Source organism: Tsukamurella strandjordii, from assembly GCF_039525985.1.
Classification (GTDB): Bacteria; Actinomycetota; Actinomycetes; order Mycobacteriales; family Mycobacteriaceae; genus Tsukamurella; species Tsukamurella strandjordii.
The window spans coordinates 344,705-358,330 of record NZ_BAAAII010000005.1; the positions used below are offsets into that span (position 1 = coordinate 344,705).

The following is a 13,626-nucleotide window of genomic DNA, read 5'->3' on the forward strand; positions in this document are numbered from 1 at the left end:
AGCCGTCCGACGGACGGACCGGCGACGTCGCGCCCACTCCTCCGGGCGACCGCTCACGTCAGTTCCGATCGCGCACTCCCGCGGCCAGGTCGGCGGTGAGCGCGCGGACCGCGTCGACGGAATCGCCCGCTGCGCTGACCAGGGCGGAGCCTGCGATGACCGCGTCCGCATAGCCGGCGATCTCGGCGGCCTGCTCGCGGGAGCGGACACCCAGGCCCACACCGATCGGGATGTCGGAGATCTCGCGCACCCGCGCCACCAGTTCCGGGGCGACGTTGTCGACGGTGTCCCGGGCGCCGGTGACGCCCATCGTCGATGCGGCGTAGAGGAATCCGGACGAGGCGTTCGCCGTGAGCGCCAGGCGCTCGGGGGTCGACGACGGTGCCACGAGGAAGATCTTGTCGAGGCCGTGCCGGTCGGCGGCCGCGATCCAGTCACCGGCCTCCTCGGGGATCAGGTTGGGGGTGATGATCCCCTTCCCGCCGGCCGCGGCCAGGTCCCGGGCGAAGGCGTCGACGCCGTACTGGAGCACGGGGTTCCAATAGGTCATCACCACCGGGGCCCCGCCGGCGGAGGCCACGGCCTCCGCGTAGCCGAAGACGTCGTGCACCCGGATCCCGCCGCGCAGCGCATCGTCGGCGGCGCGCTGGATCACCGGTCCGTCCATCACGGGATCGCTGTAGGCGACACCGATCTCGACGATATCGGCGCCGGCCTCGACCATCGCGACCACGATGTCGCGGCCACCGTCCTTGGACGGGTATCCACACGGCAGGTAGGTCACGAGCGCGGCGCGGTCCTCCGCGCGGCAGGTCTCGAAGACCGATGCGAGTGCGCTCACTTGGCGGCCTCCTCGGAGTCGCGGAATTCGGTGTTCATGTCTTCGCCGATCACCTTCTGGCCCACCACGTCCCCGTGGTCGTCCAGCAGCCCGAACCACTTCCCGGCGGTGTCGACGTCCTTATCGCCGCGGCCCGAGAGGTTGGTGACGATCACGGCATCGGGCCCGAGTTCGCGGCCCAGTTTCAGCGCGCCCGCCACGGCGTGCGCCGATTCGATGGCGGGGATGATGCCCTCGGTGCGGCAGAGCAGCGCGAAGGCGTCCATGGCCTCGGCGTCGGTGATCGGGATGTACTGCGCGCGACCGGATTCCTTGAGCTCGGCGTGCTCCGGGCCGACGCCGGGGTAGTCGAGACCCGCCGAGATGGAGTGCGATTCGATGGTCTGGCCGTCCTCGTCCTGCAGCAGGTACGAGTACGCGCCCTGGAAGGCGCCGGGCGTGCCGCCGGTGAACGTGGCCGCGTGCCTGCCCGTTTCGACGCCGTCGCCCGCGGCCTCACAGCCGACCAGCCGTACCGCCTCGTCCGCGATGAACGGATGAAAGATGCCGATCGCATTGGACCCGCCGCCGACGCAGGCCACCACCGCGTCGGGGAGCCGGCCCTCCAGGTCGAGGACCTGCTGCCGGGCCTCCATGCCCACCACCCGCTGCAGGTCCCGGACCAGCAGGGGGAAGGGATGCGGGCCGGCCGCGGTGCCAAAGCAGTAGTAGGTGTCGTCGGCGTGACTGACCCAGTCCCGCAGCGCCTCGTTGATGGCGTCCTTGAGGGTGGCCGAACCGGAGGCCACGGCGATCACCTCGGCGCCCAGCAGCCGCATCCGCGCCACGTTCAGCGCCTGCCGGTCGGTGTCGACCTTGCCCATGAAGATCACGCACTCGATGCCGAGCAGCGCGCAGGCCGTGGCGGTGGCCACGCCGTGCTGGCCCGCGCCGGTCTCCGCGATCACACGGGTCTTGCCCATCCGCTTGGCGAGCAGCACCTGCCCGAGCACGTTGTTGATCTTGTGGCTGCCGGTGTGGTTCAGGTCCTCGCGCTTGAGGTAGATCTTCGCGCCACCCGCGTGTTCACCCAGTCGCACGCAGGGGTACAGCGGCGACGGTCGGCCGGTGTACTGGCGCTGCAGCCGGTCGAGCTCCTCGAGGAACTCCCGGTCGCTGCGCACCTTCTCGAACTCCGCTGTGACCTCCTCGATCACGGCCATGAGCGCCTCGGGCACGTGCCTGCCGCCCCAGACGCCCCAATGACCGGTCCCATCGGGCTCATAAGCCGATCGTTGGGACAGTCCTGTGCTGGCTTCTGGAAGACTCACCCGCCCAGTATCCCCCACCGGGTCAAAGCAGAATCACGCCGACGCCAACCATTCCTCGAATCGGGCGAACCGACCAGTGTTCTCCGGCATGACCACTGCACTCGACGGGGCCCTCGACGCCGTGCTCGACGATCCGGTCCGGGCGTCCCTGTACGGCGCACACGCCCGGTTCCGCCTCGGCGACGGTGCCGTCGTCCGGTACCACCCCGACGTGGCCCGCTTCATCGGGCACCCGCGCGCCCTGTCGCCCGACGACTACGCCGCCCTCGCCGAACTCGCGGTGCCGGGCACGGCACTCTCGTTGCGCGGGGCGGCCACCCCGCTACCCCCGGGGTGGCGCGTCGAGGACGAGATCACCCTCGTCCAGTACGACGGGAGTGGGCTGGTCACGGAGGCCGATCCCGAGGCCGTCGGCCTCGGCCCCGACGATGTCGACGAGATCCTCGATCTGGTGGCGCGCACCCGCCCCGGCCCCTTCGAACGGCGGACCATCGAACTGGGCACCTATCTGGGCATCCGCGACGACCGGGGTCGGCTCATCGCGCTCGCCGGGGAACGCCTGCATCCGCCCGGATGGACCGAGATCAGCGCGGTGTGCACCGATCCCGACCACCGCGGACAGGGCCTCGCGACCCGGCTCATCCGCGCCGTCGGCAGGCAGATCCGCGACCGCGGGGAGATCCCGTTCCTGCACACCTCCGCCGACAACACCACGGCCCGCGCGCTCTACGAGTCGATCGGCTTCCGCCTGCGCGCCGCCGTGCCCCTGCTCCTCGTCCATCCACCCGCACCCACCCCCGGAGAGTCATGACCCTCGCCCTCACCCGCTCACCGTCGAAGGACGTCGATCCCGAGCTCGCGGAGCTGGCCGTCCTGCCGGTCCGGCGCCGCGCGCAATGGGGACGCTGGGTGGCCGTCGCGGTCACCCTGATCCTGTTCGCGCAGTTGGTCTCCTCGGCGATCACCAATCCGCGTTTCGACTGGCCCACCTTCGGGGCCTACCTGTTCAGCCCGATCGTCCTCGAGGCGCTGTGGTTCACGGTGCAGCTCACCATCATCGGCGCCGTCCTCGGATTCCTGTTCGGTGGCGTGCTGGCGCTCGCCCGGCTCTCGGGCAACCGCGTCCTGGCCACCTTCAGCTTCGGCTTCATCTGGGTGTTCCGATCGGTGCCCCTGATCGTGCAGATCCTGTTCTTCGGCTACCTGGGTGCGCTCTATCCCACACTGGGGCTGGGTATCCCGTTCGGTCCGACCTTCGTCGACGCGCCGACCAAGGACCTGCTCTCGCCGTACACCGCCGCCGTGATCGGGATCGTGCTGCATCAGGCCGCGTACGGCTCGGAGATCGTGCGTGCCGGAATCCTCAGTGTGGCACCCGGTCAGCACGACGCCGCGCGGGCACTGGGCATCCCGCCTGCCGCGCAGTTGCTGCGGATCACCCTGCCCCAGGCCCTACGCACCATCGTGCCGCCCGCGGCGAACGAGGTGATCGGCCTACTCAAGGGCACCACCGCCGTCTTCATTCTGGCGCTGCCGGACCTGTTCTACCAGGTCCAGGTGATCTACGGCCGCAACGGCCGAATCATCCCGCTGCTGCTGGTCGCGGTGGCCTGGTACGCGATCGCAACCACCGTCCTGTCCATCGGGCAGCACTACCTCGAGAAGCGCCTCTCCCGCGGGTACGGGTCGAAGGCCCCCACGAAGAAGGAGTCCGCCGCATGACCGCCACCCCCGTTCCGCCGCGCCTGGAAGCGGTGGGCCTGACCAAGGCCTTCGGTCACGACCAGGTGCTCCGCGGTGTCGACCTGACGATCGCCCCCGGCGAGGTGGTCTCCATCATCGGACCCTCGGGTTCGGGCAAGTCCACCCTCCTGCGCCTGCTCAATCACCTGGAGGAGCCGACCGCCGGGGTGGTCCGGCTCGACGGTGAGCTGATCGGCGTCCGACGCCGCGGTGACCACCTCGTCGCGCTGCGCGAACGCGAGCTGCGCCGGCAGCGGGCGCGGATCGGTTTCGTCTTCCAGCAGTTCAACCTGTTCCCGCACCTGACCGCCGTCGAGAACGTGGCCCGACCGCAGCGGTTGTCACTGGGCCGCAGTCGCGCCGAGGCCGACGCCCGGGCCCGGGAACTCCTGGAGCGGGTGGGCCTGGCCCCGCACGCCGAGCACTACCCCGGCCGGCTCTCGGGCGGACAACAGCAGCGCGTGGCGATCGCCCGCACCCTGGCGCTCGATCCTGATCTGATCCTGTTCGACGAGCCCACCTCGGCGCTCGACCCCGAGCTCGTCGGCGAGGTGAACGCCGTGATCGCCGAGCTGGCGGCGGAAGGCCGCACGCTCGTGGTCGTGACGCACGAACTCGCCTTCGCCCGCCGGATCGCCGACCGGATCGTCTTCCTCGACCACGGCCGGGTGGTCGCGGTGGGCACCCCGTCCGCCGTTCTCGACCGCCCCGCCACCGACCGCACCCGCGCCTTCCTCGCGCACTGGACCTCCAAGGAGACCGCATGAAGACCCGACATCGCATCCCCACCTTCGCCCTCGCCCTCGTCCTCGCGAGCGCGGCCCTCGTGGGATGCGGCGGACAGACCACGGAATCGACCACCGCCTCCGTGACCGGCACCGCCGGTCAGCAGCTCAACCTCACCAGCAAGCAGGACCGCATCGTCCCGAAGAAGGACGAGGCGGCTGCGGCACTACTCCCCCAGGCGATCCGGGATCGGGGCACGCTGCGAGTGGGACACGGATCGGGTGCCGGAAACGCGCCCTTCTACTTCCCGGCGACCGACGACGAGCGGGTGTTCATCGGCGACGAGAGCGATATCGCCTACCTCATCGCGGGCAGTCTCGGACTTCGGTTGGAGGAGTCGAACACCTCGTGGGAGGGCCTGTTCCTCGGGATCGACAGTGGGCAGTTCGATCTCGGCGTCTCGAACATCACCGTGACCGAGGCGCGCAAGGAGAAGTACGACTTCGCGACCTATCGCAAGGACGACCTGGCGGTGGAGGTTCAGGCTGATTCGCCGCTCACCTTCACAGGTCCGGATTCGTTCTCGGGCAAGACGGTCGCCGTCGGCTCGGGAACCAATCAGGAGCGGATTCTGCAGCGCTACGACGCGGACCTGCGGGCGGCGGGCAAACCGGCCATCGTCATCAAGAACTACCAGGACAACACGGGGACGTACGCCGCGCTCGCATCCGGTCAGATCGACGCCTACTTCGGCCCGAACCCGATCGCCGCCTTCCACGTCGCCCAGACGAAGGGCACGCCGCAGGCGACGAAGATCGTGGGCACGGTGTCGGGCGCCGGAGCTTCGCTGCAGGGGCTGATCGGCGCGACCACGAAGAAGGACAGCGGGATCATCCGCGCGGTGCAGGCGGCGATCGAGTCGACCATCCGCAGCGGCGACTACGGCAAGGTCCTGCACCGGTGGGGCCTGGACGCGGAGGCCGTGGCCACCTCGGAGATCAATCCCCCGGGGCTGCCAAAGAACGACAAGTAGGCCGGTTCAGCGCGCCGCGGTGGCGTGCGCGACGAACTTGAACCGGTCGCCGCGATAGACGCTGCGGGTCCACTCCACGGGTGCACCCGCAGCGTCGCGGCCCAGGCGATGGACCAACAGCAGCGGGTGGCCGTTGGGCACGTCGAGCAGTTCGGCCTCGTGCGGGGACGCGAGCGCGGTTTCGACCGTGTCCTCCACCGCCACGATGTCGCGACCGTAGTTCTCCCGCAGTGTGCGATAGAGCGAGGCCGTCGTGCCGAGCCGGTCGGACAGCCCGCGCAGGGGCCCCCGCAAGTGCGCCACCTCGATGGCGAGCGGCTCGGCGTCGACGATCCGGAGCCGGGTGACGCGGTACACGCGGGTGCCGCGGGACAGGTCCAACGCGGCCTGCGTCTCCGCATCCGCCGGGACGTGATCGCAGCCCAGGACCTGCGATTCCACGGATTTGCCGGTGACGCCGATGTCCTCGCTGAGCGAGGTGAGTTGGCGCACCCGCACCACTTTCGGGGGTGCCACGTAGGTGCCGCTGCCGTGCTCGCGGCGCAGGATCCCCTCGGCGGACAGTTCCGAGAGCGCTTTGCGCAGGGTGGTCCGGGAGACCCCGAGTTCATCGGCCAATCGCCGCTCGGCCGGCAGTGTATCGCCGTGGCCGAGCTGCGCGATCCGCCTCTGCACCTCGACCTTCGCGCGGAAGTATCGCGGTAGCTCGGTGCCGGGTGCAGCGGGCGAGGACATGTCCACCATGTGTCACAGAGTACCCCTTGACGAGAAAAGTGGTCTATGCCACTCTTGCTTCACCGCAATTGGTATAGACCACTTGTGGTAGACCTCAAGGAGTGAACATGAGCAGTACGCAGGCTGCCAAGCCGGCCGCCGGTCTGGGCGTCATGGTCGGCGTCGCCGCCGCGAGTCTGGGTGTCATCTACGGCTACGACACCTCGAACATCGCCGCCGCGAAGGACTTCATCCGGGCCGATTTCGGGCTCGACGACACCATGACGCAAGCGCTGGCCACCGTGGTCGTGGTGGGCGAGATCCTCGGCGCGATCGTGGGCGGCTGGTTCGCCAACAAGGTCGGTCGCCGCAAGGCGATGATCTCCGTGGCGCTGGGCTACACGGTGTTCGCCCTGTTCGGAGCCCTTGCGCCCACCGTCCCCCTGCTGCTCGCCGCCCGCTTCCTGCTCGGCCTCACCGTGGGTGTGTCCGTGGTGGTCGTGCCCGTCTTCGTGGCCGAATCCGCCCCGGCGCACCGCCGTGGCGCGATGCTCGTGGCGTACCAGTTCGCCACCATCGTGGGCATCATCCTCGGCTACGTGCTCGGCTACCTGCTCGCCGGTCTCGGCGCCGCGTCCTGGAAGTGGATGCTGGGCGCCGCCGCGGTTCCGGCGATCGTGGTCACCCTCGTGCTCCTGCGCCTGCCCGATACGGCGCGCTGGTACATGACCCGCGGCCGTGAGGACGAGGCCCGCGCCGCACTGATCGCCGTGGAACCCACCTCCACCGCGGCCGGTATCGAGGCCGAACTCGACGAGATGCGCGCCCAGCTCTCCGACGAGTCCGGCGGCAAGCTCAGCCAGCTCTTCCGCCAGCCCTATCTGCGCGCCACCTTCTTCGTGGTGGTGCTCGGCTTCTTCATCCAGATCACCGGCATCAACGCGATCATCTACTACAGCCCCGACATCTTCGCCTCGATGGGCTACGAAGGGAACTTCGGCAAGTACATGCTGCCGGCGTTCGTCCAGCTCTTCGGCCTGCTCGCCGTGGTGGTCTCGATCTTCACCGTCGACAAGTTCGGCCGCCGCCCCATCCTCCTGGGCGGCATCGGCACCATGATCCTGGCCTTCGCCGTGATGATCCTCGCGTACCAGATGGCCGACGGCGATTTCAAGGGCCACGAGACCGCCGGCGTGGTCGGCTTCGCGGGACTCGTATTGGTGGTGATCGGATTCTCCTTCGGCTTCGGCTCCCTCGTGTGGGTGTACGCCGGTGAGGCCTTCCCCGCCCGGCTGCGCGCCTACGGCTCCTCGGCCATGCTCACCTCCGATCTGGTGGCCAATGCGATCGTGGCCCAGTTGACCCTCACGATGCTCAACAGCCAACTGCTCGGTGGCACCGGCACATTCGCGGTCTTCGGCGGCCTCACCGTGCTCGCCTTCCTGTTCGTGCTCAAGTTCGCCCCGGAGACCAAGGGCCGCAAACTCGAAGACATCCAGTACTACTGGCAGAACGACGGCCGGTGGCCCGCACAGACGGCCGCGGCGGCGGGCGCGGAGACGGACGCCCGGTGAGCGGGGCGGTGATCGGCCTCGACATCGGAGGCTCCAAGACGCAGGCCGTCCGCGCCGAGAACGGTGTCGTGGTCGCGGAGGCCCTCGCAGGCAGCGCGAACATCTCCTCGGTGGGGCAGGCCGAGGCCGGACGCCAGCTCGACATCGCGCTCGCCCGCCTCGGCGTCGAGGACGTGGGCGCCGTGTGCGCCGGCGCCGCGGGTGTGGAGACCCCCGCCGGCGCGGCCACCCTCACCCGGTTGCTGGCCGATCGGATCCCCGGGGCCCGGGTGCGCGTGGTGCACGACAGTCAGCTCATCCTGGCCGCTGCCGGGGTCCGCGACGGTATCGCCGTCATCTCCGGGACCGGCGCCGTGGCCTGGGGCCGCGCCGGCGACCGGCATGCCCGCGCCGGCGGCTGGGGCTACCTGCTCGGCGACGAGGGCAGCGGCTACTGGGTGGCCAAGGAGGCCGTGCGCCGCACCCTGATCCGTCTCGACCGCGACGAGCCCGCCGATCACCTGGGGCAGCAGTTGGCGGCCGACTGCGGCCTGCAGGACACCGACGAGCTGCTCGACCACTTCTACGCCCAGCCCGAGCGCCGGTACTGGGCAGGCCGCGCGCGCGTGGTCTTCGAACTCGCGCAGTCGGGTGATCCGGCGAGCACCGAGATCATCGACGAGGCGGCGATCGCACTCACCGAGATCGCGATGTCGGTGGCCGATCGGATCGGCTCCGCCGGCCCCGTCGTGCTCGCGGGCGGTCTAGCCGTGCACCAGCCCGCGCTGCAGCGCCGAGTGCGTCATCACCTGGGGCTGCGCGGCGTCTCCGACCTGCGGGTGCTCACCGTGGACCCGGTGCGGGGCGCGATCCAGATCGCGCTGCGCGAACTGGAACGACGGGGCGCGCGGGGCTGATCAGCGCGCGGGACGCGGGCAGCTGGGGTGCGAGCCCGCGGTGACCAGATCGGCCACGGCGGAACGCGGGTCGCCCGCGGTCACCAGGCCCTCGCCGACGAGCACGCCGTCGGCGCCGGCACCGGCGTAGGTCAGCAGATCGCGGCTGTCACGGACACCCGATTCGGCGATCTTGATCACCGAGGACGGGAGCCCGGGGGCGATCCGGGCGAAGGAGTCCCGGTCGACCTCGAGGGTCTTGAGGTTGCGGGCGTTGACGCCGATCACGGTGGCACCGGCCTCGAGGGCGCGATCGGCCTCGTCCTCGGTGTGCACCTCGACGAGCGCGGTCATGCCCAGCGACTCGATGCGATCGAGCAGCGAGACCAGCACCGACTGCTCGAGCGCGGCCACGATCAGCAGGACGATGTCGGCGCCGTGGGCGCGGGCCTCGTGGATCTGGTACGGCGAGACGATGAAGTCCTTGCGCAGCACCGGGATCCGCACCCGGGCGCGCACCGAATCGAGATCGGCGAGCGAGCCCTTGAAGCGGCGCTCCTCGGTGAGCACGCTGATCGCGCGCGCCCCGCCGGATTCGTACTGCCCCGCCAGCTCCGCCGGGTCGGCGATGCCCGCGAGATCACCCTTCGACGGACTCGCGCGCTTCACCTCGGCGATCACGGCGATACCGGGTTCGCGGAGCGCGGCGGTGGCGTCGAGCGCCGGCGGCGCGGCCTTCGCGGCGGCCTTGACGGCCGCCAGATCCAGCACCGACTCGCGGGCGGCGAGGTCCGCGCGCACACCCTCGATGATCGCATCGAGCGCAGTGGGTGAAGTCACGGCGGCGGGCCTTTCGGTGGGACGTACAGCGTGCTTCAAGGTTATCCCGAGGCCTCCGGGCGATCCTTGCTGACCCCCTCCGTCGGATCGTCGCCGCTGTCCAGTGCGTCCCACAGGTCGCGTTCGGAGGAATTCTCCGGTTCGGCGGTCTCGAACACCCGCTTCTCGAGCTCCGCGCGCCGGGCGGCGGGCGCACTGTACTTCGAATCCATCCCGCCACCGCGCTGACCACGCAGAAGCAGGGTCGCTGCGGCCACCGCGAGAACACCACCGAGCACGGCGACGAGCGGCCCGGCGATCACCTTGTCGGCCTGCACCACGATGTCCTTCGGGGCCAGCTCGAGGATCGTCTCGATGTACTTGACATCGGGCTCCTGCGTGATCACCTGGATCGCCGGGAAGGCCGAGCCGATCGCCGCGGCCGCCACGACCACCGCCACCGCCACGCGCGCCCAGCCCTTCACGGCGAGGGCGGCCGCGATCGCCGCGAGGAAGACCAGGGGCAGCACGGTGAGCGCCGAGGCCCAGGTGTGGCCGGCGATGTCCACCGTCCGCCCGGGCGAGAGGAAGTCGTTGATATCGGCGCGCATCCAGGTCATCCGGCTGGCGCCCCACACCGCGATCGCCGCCAGTAGCAGCAGCACCGAGGCCAGAAGCAGTCCGCGCTTGTCCTTCATCGTGCCTCCTCCGTGACCGCGCGCAGCGTGTTCGCGGCGGCCACCGCCTTGAGCGCGGCCAAGGCCTTGTTGCGCGACTCGTTGTACTCGTACTCCCCCACCGAATCGGCCACCACACCGCCTCCCGCCTGCACGTACGCGGTGCCGTCCTTGAGCACGGCGGTCCGGATCGCGATCGCGGTGTCGGCATCGCCCGCGAAGTCGAGATAGCCCACGATGCCGCCGTAGAGGCCGCGCCGCGTGAGCTCGGCCTCGTCGATCAGCTCCATGGCGCGCACCTTCGGCGCCCCCGTCAGGGTGCCCGCGGGGAAGCAGGCGGTCACGGCGTCGAGGGCCTGCTTGCCGTCCGCGAGGTCGCCCGAGACGGTGGAGACCAGGTGCATCACGTGGCTGTACCGCTCGATGCGGCGATAGTCGGTGACCCGCACGGTGCCCGGCGTGCACACCCGGCCCAGATCGTTGCGCCCCAGGTCCACCAGCATCAGGTGCTCGCTGTTCTCCTTCTCATCGGCGCGCAGATCCTTCTCCAGGAGCAGATCCTCCTCGGAGTTCGCGCCGCGCCAGCGGGTACCGGCGATCGGGTGCGTGGTGGCCACGCCGTCGCTCACGGTGACCAGGGCCTCGGGGCTCGATCCCACGATGGAGAAGGCGAGCGAGCCGTCGGGGGCCGGGACCTGCACGAGGTACATGTACGGGCTCGGGTTCGAGGCGCGCAGCACGCGGTAGACGTCGATGGGATCGGCATCGCTCGACACGGAGAAGCGCTGGCTGGGCACCACCTGGAAGGCCTCACCGGCCTCGATGTCGCCCACCAGCTTGTCGACGATCGCGCTGTACTCCTCGACGGTCCGCTGCGCGGTGTACTCCGGCTCCGGGCGGGTGAACGAGGCCACCGACGACGCGAGCGGAGCCGCGAGCGCGGCCTCCATCGCGTCAAGACGGGCCACGGCGTCCGCATAGGCCTCGGCGGCGCGTTCGCTGGCGCCGTCCCAGTTCACGGCGTTGGCGATCAGCGTGATGGTGCCCTCGTGGTGATCGATCGCGGCGAGGTCGGTGGCCAGCAGCCACACCATCTCGGGCAGGCGCAGATCGTCGACGGTGGTCTCGGGCAGCTTCTCCAACCGCCGAACGGCGTCGTAGGCGAGGTAGCCCACCATCCCTCCGTTGAGCGGGGGCAACCCCTCGATCGGCTCGGAGCTGAGCAGCCGGAGCACCTCGCCGAGCGCGGTGATCGGGTCGCCGCCGGACGGTGCGCCGGCGGGCTTGGTACCGATCCAGGCGGCCTCGCCGTCGATCACGGTGAGCGCGGCCGGGGCGGGGGCCCCGACGAAGGACCACCGACTCCAGGACTGGCCGGCCGCCGCGGATTCCAGGAGGAAGGTGCCGGGACGTCCGCCCGCGAGCTTCCGATACGCCGAGAGCGGGGTCTCGGCGTCGGCGAGCACGGTGCGGGTCACGGGCACCACACGATGCCGCTCGGCGAGCTGCAGGAACTCGTCGAGGCTGGTGGTGGCGCCGTCGGGCTGGAGGTTCGAAGCCGATTGCGTACTCATCGGGTCCCATTATTGCGGGGCCGGTAAGTTCGCCGGTATGCGCACCGGTGGACCGGCCCCCGATTTCGCACTTCCCGATCAGTCGGGCACCGTCCGCACCCTTGACGAACTGCGTGCCGGACGCCGGGCAGCGGTCTTCTTCTACCTCACCGCGGGACTGCCGGTGTGCGTGGCGGAGGTCGGCCGGTTCCGTGACGCCGCAGCGGAATTCGAGCGCCTCGACACCGTCCGCATCGGGATCAGCATGGATCCATTGCTCCGCACCCGGGCCTTCGCGGAGGTGATGGCGCCGGGGTTCCCGCTCCTCACCGACGCCGACGGTGCGGTCGCCGAGCGATACGGGGTGCGTCGCGGTCGGTACGCCGTGGCGCCCGTGCGGCGGCAGAGCTTCCTCATCGACACCGACGGCACGATCCTGCAGATCGTGGTCGGTGAGCTGCGGGCGGTGGCGCACGTCGAGGAGACCCTGGCGTTCCTGCGCACGCTCAGCGGCCCCGGAGTCAGCGGGTAGCGGATGAGCCTGGCCTCCGCGGCGCCCGCCTGCGCCTTGCGATCGGGCGCCTCGATCTCAGGACTGCGCGCGCTCCAGGAGCAGATCGCCGTCGAAACAGGTGTGCGTGCCGGTGTGGCAGGCAGGGCCGGTCTGCCGGACGGTGAGCAGCACGGTGTCGCCGTCGCAGTCGAGCCGTACGTCGAGGACCTCCTGGATGTGCCCGGAGGTCTCCCCCTTGGCCCACAGCTGCTGGCGCGAGCGCGAGTAGTAGGTGCCGCGGCGGGTGGCGAGCGTGAGCGCGAGGGCCTCGTCGTTCATCCACGCCATCATGAGCACATCGCCCGTGCCCTCCTCCTGAGCGATGGCCGCGACCAGGCCGTCGGCGTTGCGTTTGAGGCGGGCGGCGATCGCCGGGGCGAGCCCCGAATCCGCTGGGGTGTCGGGTCCGGTCATCGGCGCACCACCAGTCCGTGCGTGGCCATCTCGTCCTTGACCTGGCCGATGGTCATATCGCCGAAGTGGAAGACGCTGGCCGCGAGCACGGCGTCGGCTCCCGATTCGACGGCGGGCGCGAAGTGCTCGACCGCCCCTGCGCCGCCGGAGGCGATCACCGGCACGCGGACCGCGGCGCGGGCGGCGGCGATCATGCGCAGGTCGAATCCGGCCTTCGTTCCGTCGGCGTCCATCGAGTTCAGCAGGATCTCCCCCACACCGAGTTCCTCGCCGCGGCGGGCCCATTCGATGGCATCGAGGCCGGTGCCCTTGCGACCGCCGTGCGTCGTGACCTCCCAGCCCGACGGGGTCGGCTCGTCGCCGTCCGGCACGGTGCGGGCGTCGACCGAGAGCACGATGCACTGGCTGCCGAACCGGTTGCTCAGTTCCCGCAGCAGCTCGGGCCGGTTGATCGCGGCGGTGTTCACCGAGACCTTGTCGGCGCCGGCGCGCAGCAGCGTGTCGACGTCGTCGACGGAGCGCACTCCCCCGCCCACGGTGAGCGGGATGAAGACCTGTTCGGCGGTGCGGCGCACCACCTCCAGCATGGTGCCGCGGCCGGAGCTGGAGGCGGTGACGTCGAGGAAGGTCAACTCGTCGGCGCCCTGCGCGTCGTACGCCGCGGCGAGTTCAACGGGATCGCCCGCATCGCGCAGGTTCTGGAAGTTGACGCCCTTGACCACGCGCCCGTCGTCGACGTCCAGGCACGGGATCACGCGTACGGCCACCGTCATCGGCTCCGCCTCCTTCGAATG

The 13,626-nt window shown here is 70.3% G+C and carries 15 protein-coding genes; 7 read left to right on the top strand and 8 right to left on the bottom strand.

Going from position 1 to position 13,626, the window contains the following annotated elements:
* Positions 1-58: 58 nt before the first annotated feature.
* Together trpA and trpB are read right to left on the bottom strand one after the other, a co-directional pair.
* Positions 59-841, bottom strand: coding sequence for a tryptophan synthase subunit alpha (trpA, locus tag ABD108_RS10710; protein ID WP_220658925.1), 783 nt, complete (start codon positions 839-841; stop codon positions 59-61).
* Positions 838-2,151 (bottom strand): tryptophan synthase subunit beta, encoded by a 1,314-nt coding sequence (gene trpB / locus ABD108_RS10715; RefSeq protein WP_305110672.1) that lies wholly within the window; start codon positions 2,149-2,151, stop codon positions 838-840. The genes trpA and trpB overlap by 4 nt, the downstream gene beginning before the upstream one ends.
* 88 nt (positions 2,152-2,239) lie before the next feature.
* Here trpB and ABD108_RS10720 point away from each other — a divergent pair, with 88 nt between their 5' ends.
* From ABD108_RS10720 to ABD108_RS10735, 4 genes are read left to right on the top strand one after another with little or no spacing between them, the layout of a single operon-like run.
* Complete coding sequence (locus ABD108_RS10720; RefSeq protein ID WP_343930264.1) at positions 2,240-2,962, top strand: GNAT family N-acetyltransferase; 723 nt, start codon at positions 2,240-2,242, stop codon at positions 2,960-2,962.
* The gene (locus tag ABD108_RS10725; RefSeq protein WP_220658928.1) at positions 2,959-3,873 is read left to right on the top strand and encodes an amino acid ABC transporter permease; all 915 of its coding nucleotides are present in this window, start codon (positions 2,959-2,961) and stop codon (positions 3,871-3,873) included. Before ABD108_RS10720 ends, ABD108_RS10725 begins: the two co-directional genes overlap by 4 nt.
* Positions 3,870-4,661 (top strand): amino acid ABC transporter ATP-binding protein, encoded by a 792-nt coding sequence (locus ABD108_RS10730; RefSeq protein ID WP_305110675.1) that lies wholly within the window; start codon positions 3,870-3,872, stop codon positions 4,659-4,661. The genes ABD108_RS10725 and ABD108_RS10730 overlap by 4 nt, the downstream gene beginning before the upstream one ends.
* Positions 4,658-5,653 carry an ABC transporter substrate-binding protein gene (locus ABD108_RS10735; RefSeq protein ID WP_220658930.1) on the top strand — a complete coding sequence of 332 codons (996 nt, stop codon included), beginning with the start codon at positions 4,658-4,660 and terminating at the stop codon, positions 5,651-5,653. Before ABD108_RS10730 ends, ABD108_RS10735 begins: the two co-directional genes overlap by 4 nt.
* Positions 5,654-5,659: 6 nt before the next feature.
* Here ABD108_RS10735 and ABD108_RS10740 read toward each other — a convergent pair whose 3' ends face one another.
* Positions 5,660-6,388: a GntR family transcriptional regulator gene (locus ABD108_RS10740; RefSeq protein ID WP_425579780.1), complete on the bottom strand. Its 729-nt coding sequence runs from the start codon at positions 6,386-6,388 to the stop codon at positions 5,660-5,662.
* 107 nt (positions 6,389-6,495) lie between these two features.
* Between ABD108_RS10740 and ABD108_RS10745 the strand changes: the two genes are divergently transcribed.
* On the top strand, positions 6,496-7,941 hold the full coding sequence (locus tag ABD108_RS10745; protein ID WP_343930266.1) for a sugar porter family MFS transporter: 1,446 nt from the start codon (positions 6,496-6,498) through the stop codon (positions 7,939-7,941).
* A complete protein-coding gene (locus ABD108_RS10750; protein ID WP_220658933.1) occupies positions 7,938-8,837 on the top strand; it encodes an N-acetylglucosamine kinase in 900 nt (299 codons plus the stop codon). Before ABD108_RS10745 ends, ABD108_RS10750 begins: the two co-directional genes overlap by 4 nt.
* Here ABD108_RS10750 and trpC read toward each other — a convergent pair whose 3' ends face one another.
* Genes trpC through ABD108_RS10765 form a run of 3 tightly spaced genes read right to left on the bottom strand, consistent with a single transcriptional unit; the run spans position 8,838 to position 11,886 of the window.
* A complete protein-coding gene (gene trpC, locus ABD108_RS10755; RefSeq protein ID WP_220658934.1) occupies positions 8,838-9,656 on the bottom strand; it encodes an indole-3-glycerol phosphate synthase TrpC in 819 nt (272 codons plus the stop codon).
* A gap of 41 nt (positions 9,657-9,697) precedes the next feature.
* Positions 9,698-10,333 (bottom strand): TIGR02234 family membrane protein, encoded by a 636-nt coding sequence (locus tag ABD108_RS10760; RefSeq protein ID WP_343930267.1) that lies wholly within the window; start codon positions 10,331-10,333, stop codon positions 9,698-9,700.
* On the bottom strand, positions 10,330-11,886 hold the full coding sequence (locus ABD108_RS10765) for an anthranilate synthase component I (RefSeq protein WP_343930268.1): 1,557 nt from the start codon (positions 11,884-11,886) through the stop codon (positions 10,330-10,332). Before ABD108_RS10765 ends, ABD108_RS10760 begins: the two co-directional genes overlap by 4 nt.
* Before the next feature lie 37 nt (positions 11,887-11,923).
* On the opposite strand from ABD108_RS10765, the gene ABD108_RS10770 reads away from it, so the two are divergent.
* Positions 11,924-12,397, top strand: a complete 474-nt coding sequence (locus ABD108_RS10770) for a peroxiredoxin (RefSeq protein ID WP_343930269.1) — start codon at positions 11,924-11,926, stop codon at positions 12,395-12,397.
* Between the two features lie 57 nt (positions 12,398-12,454).
* Here ABD108_RS10770 and hisI read toward each other — a convergent pair whose 3' ends face one another.
* Together hisI and hisF are read right to left on the bottom strand one after the other, a co-directional pair.
* A complete protein-coding gene (hisI, locus tag ABD108_RS10775; RefSeq protein ID WP_343930270.1) occupies positions 12,455-12,832 on the bottom strand; it encodes a phosphoribosyl-AMP cyclohydrolase in 378 nt (125 codons plus the stop codon).
* A complete protein-coding gene (gene hisF, locus ABD108_RS10780) occupies positions 12,829-13,605 on the bottom strand; it encodes an imidazole glycerol phosphate synthase subunit HisF (protein WP_343930271.1) in 777 nt (258 codons plus the stop codon). Before hisF ends, hisI begins: the two co-directional genes overlap by 4 nt.
* Positions 13,606-13,626 lie beyond the last annotated feature (21 nt).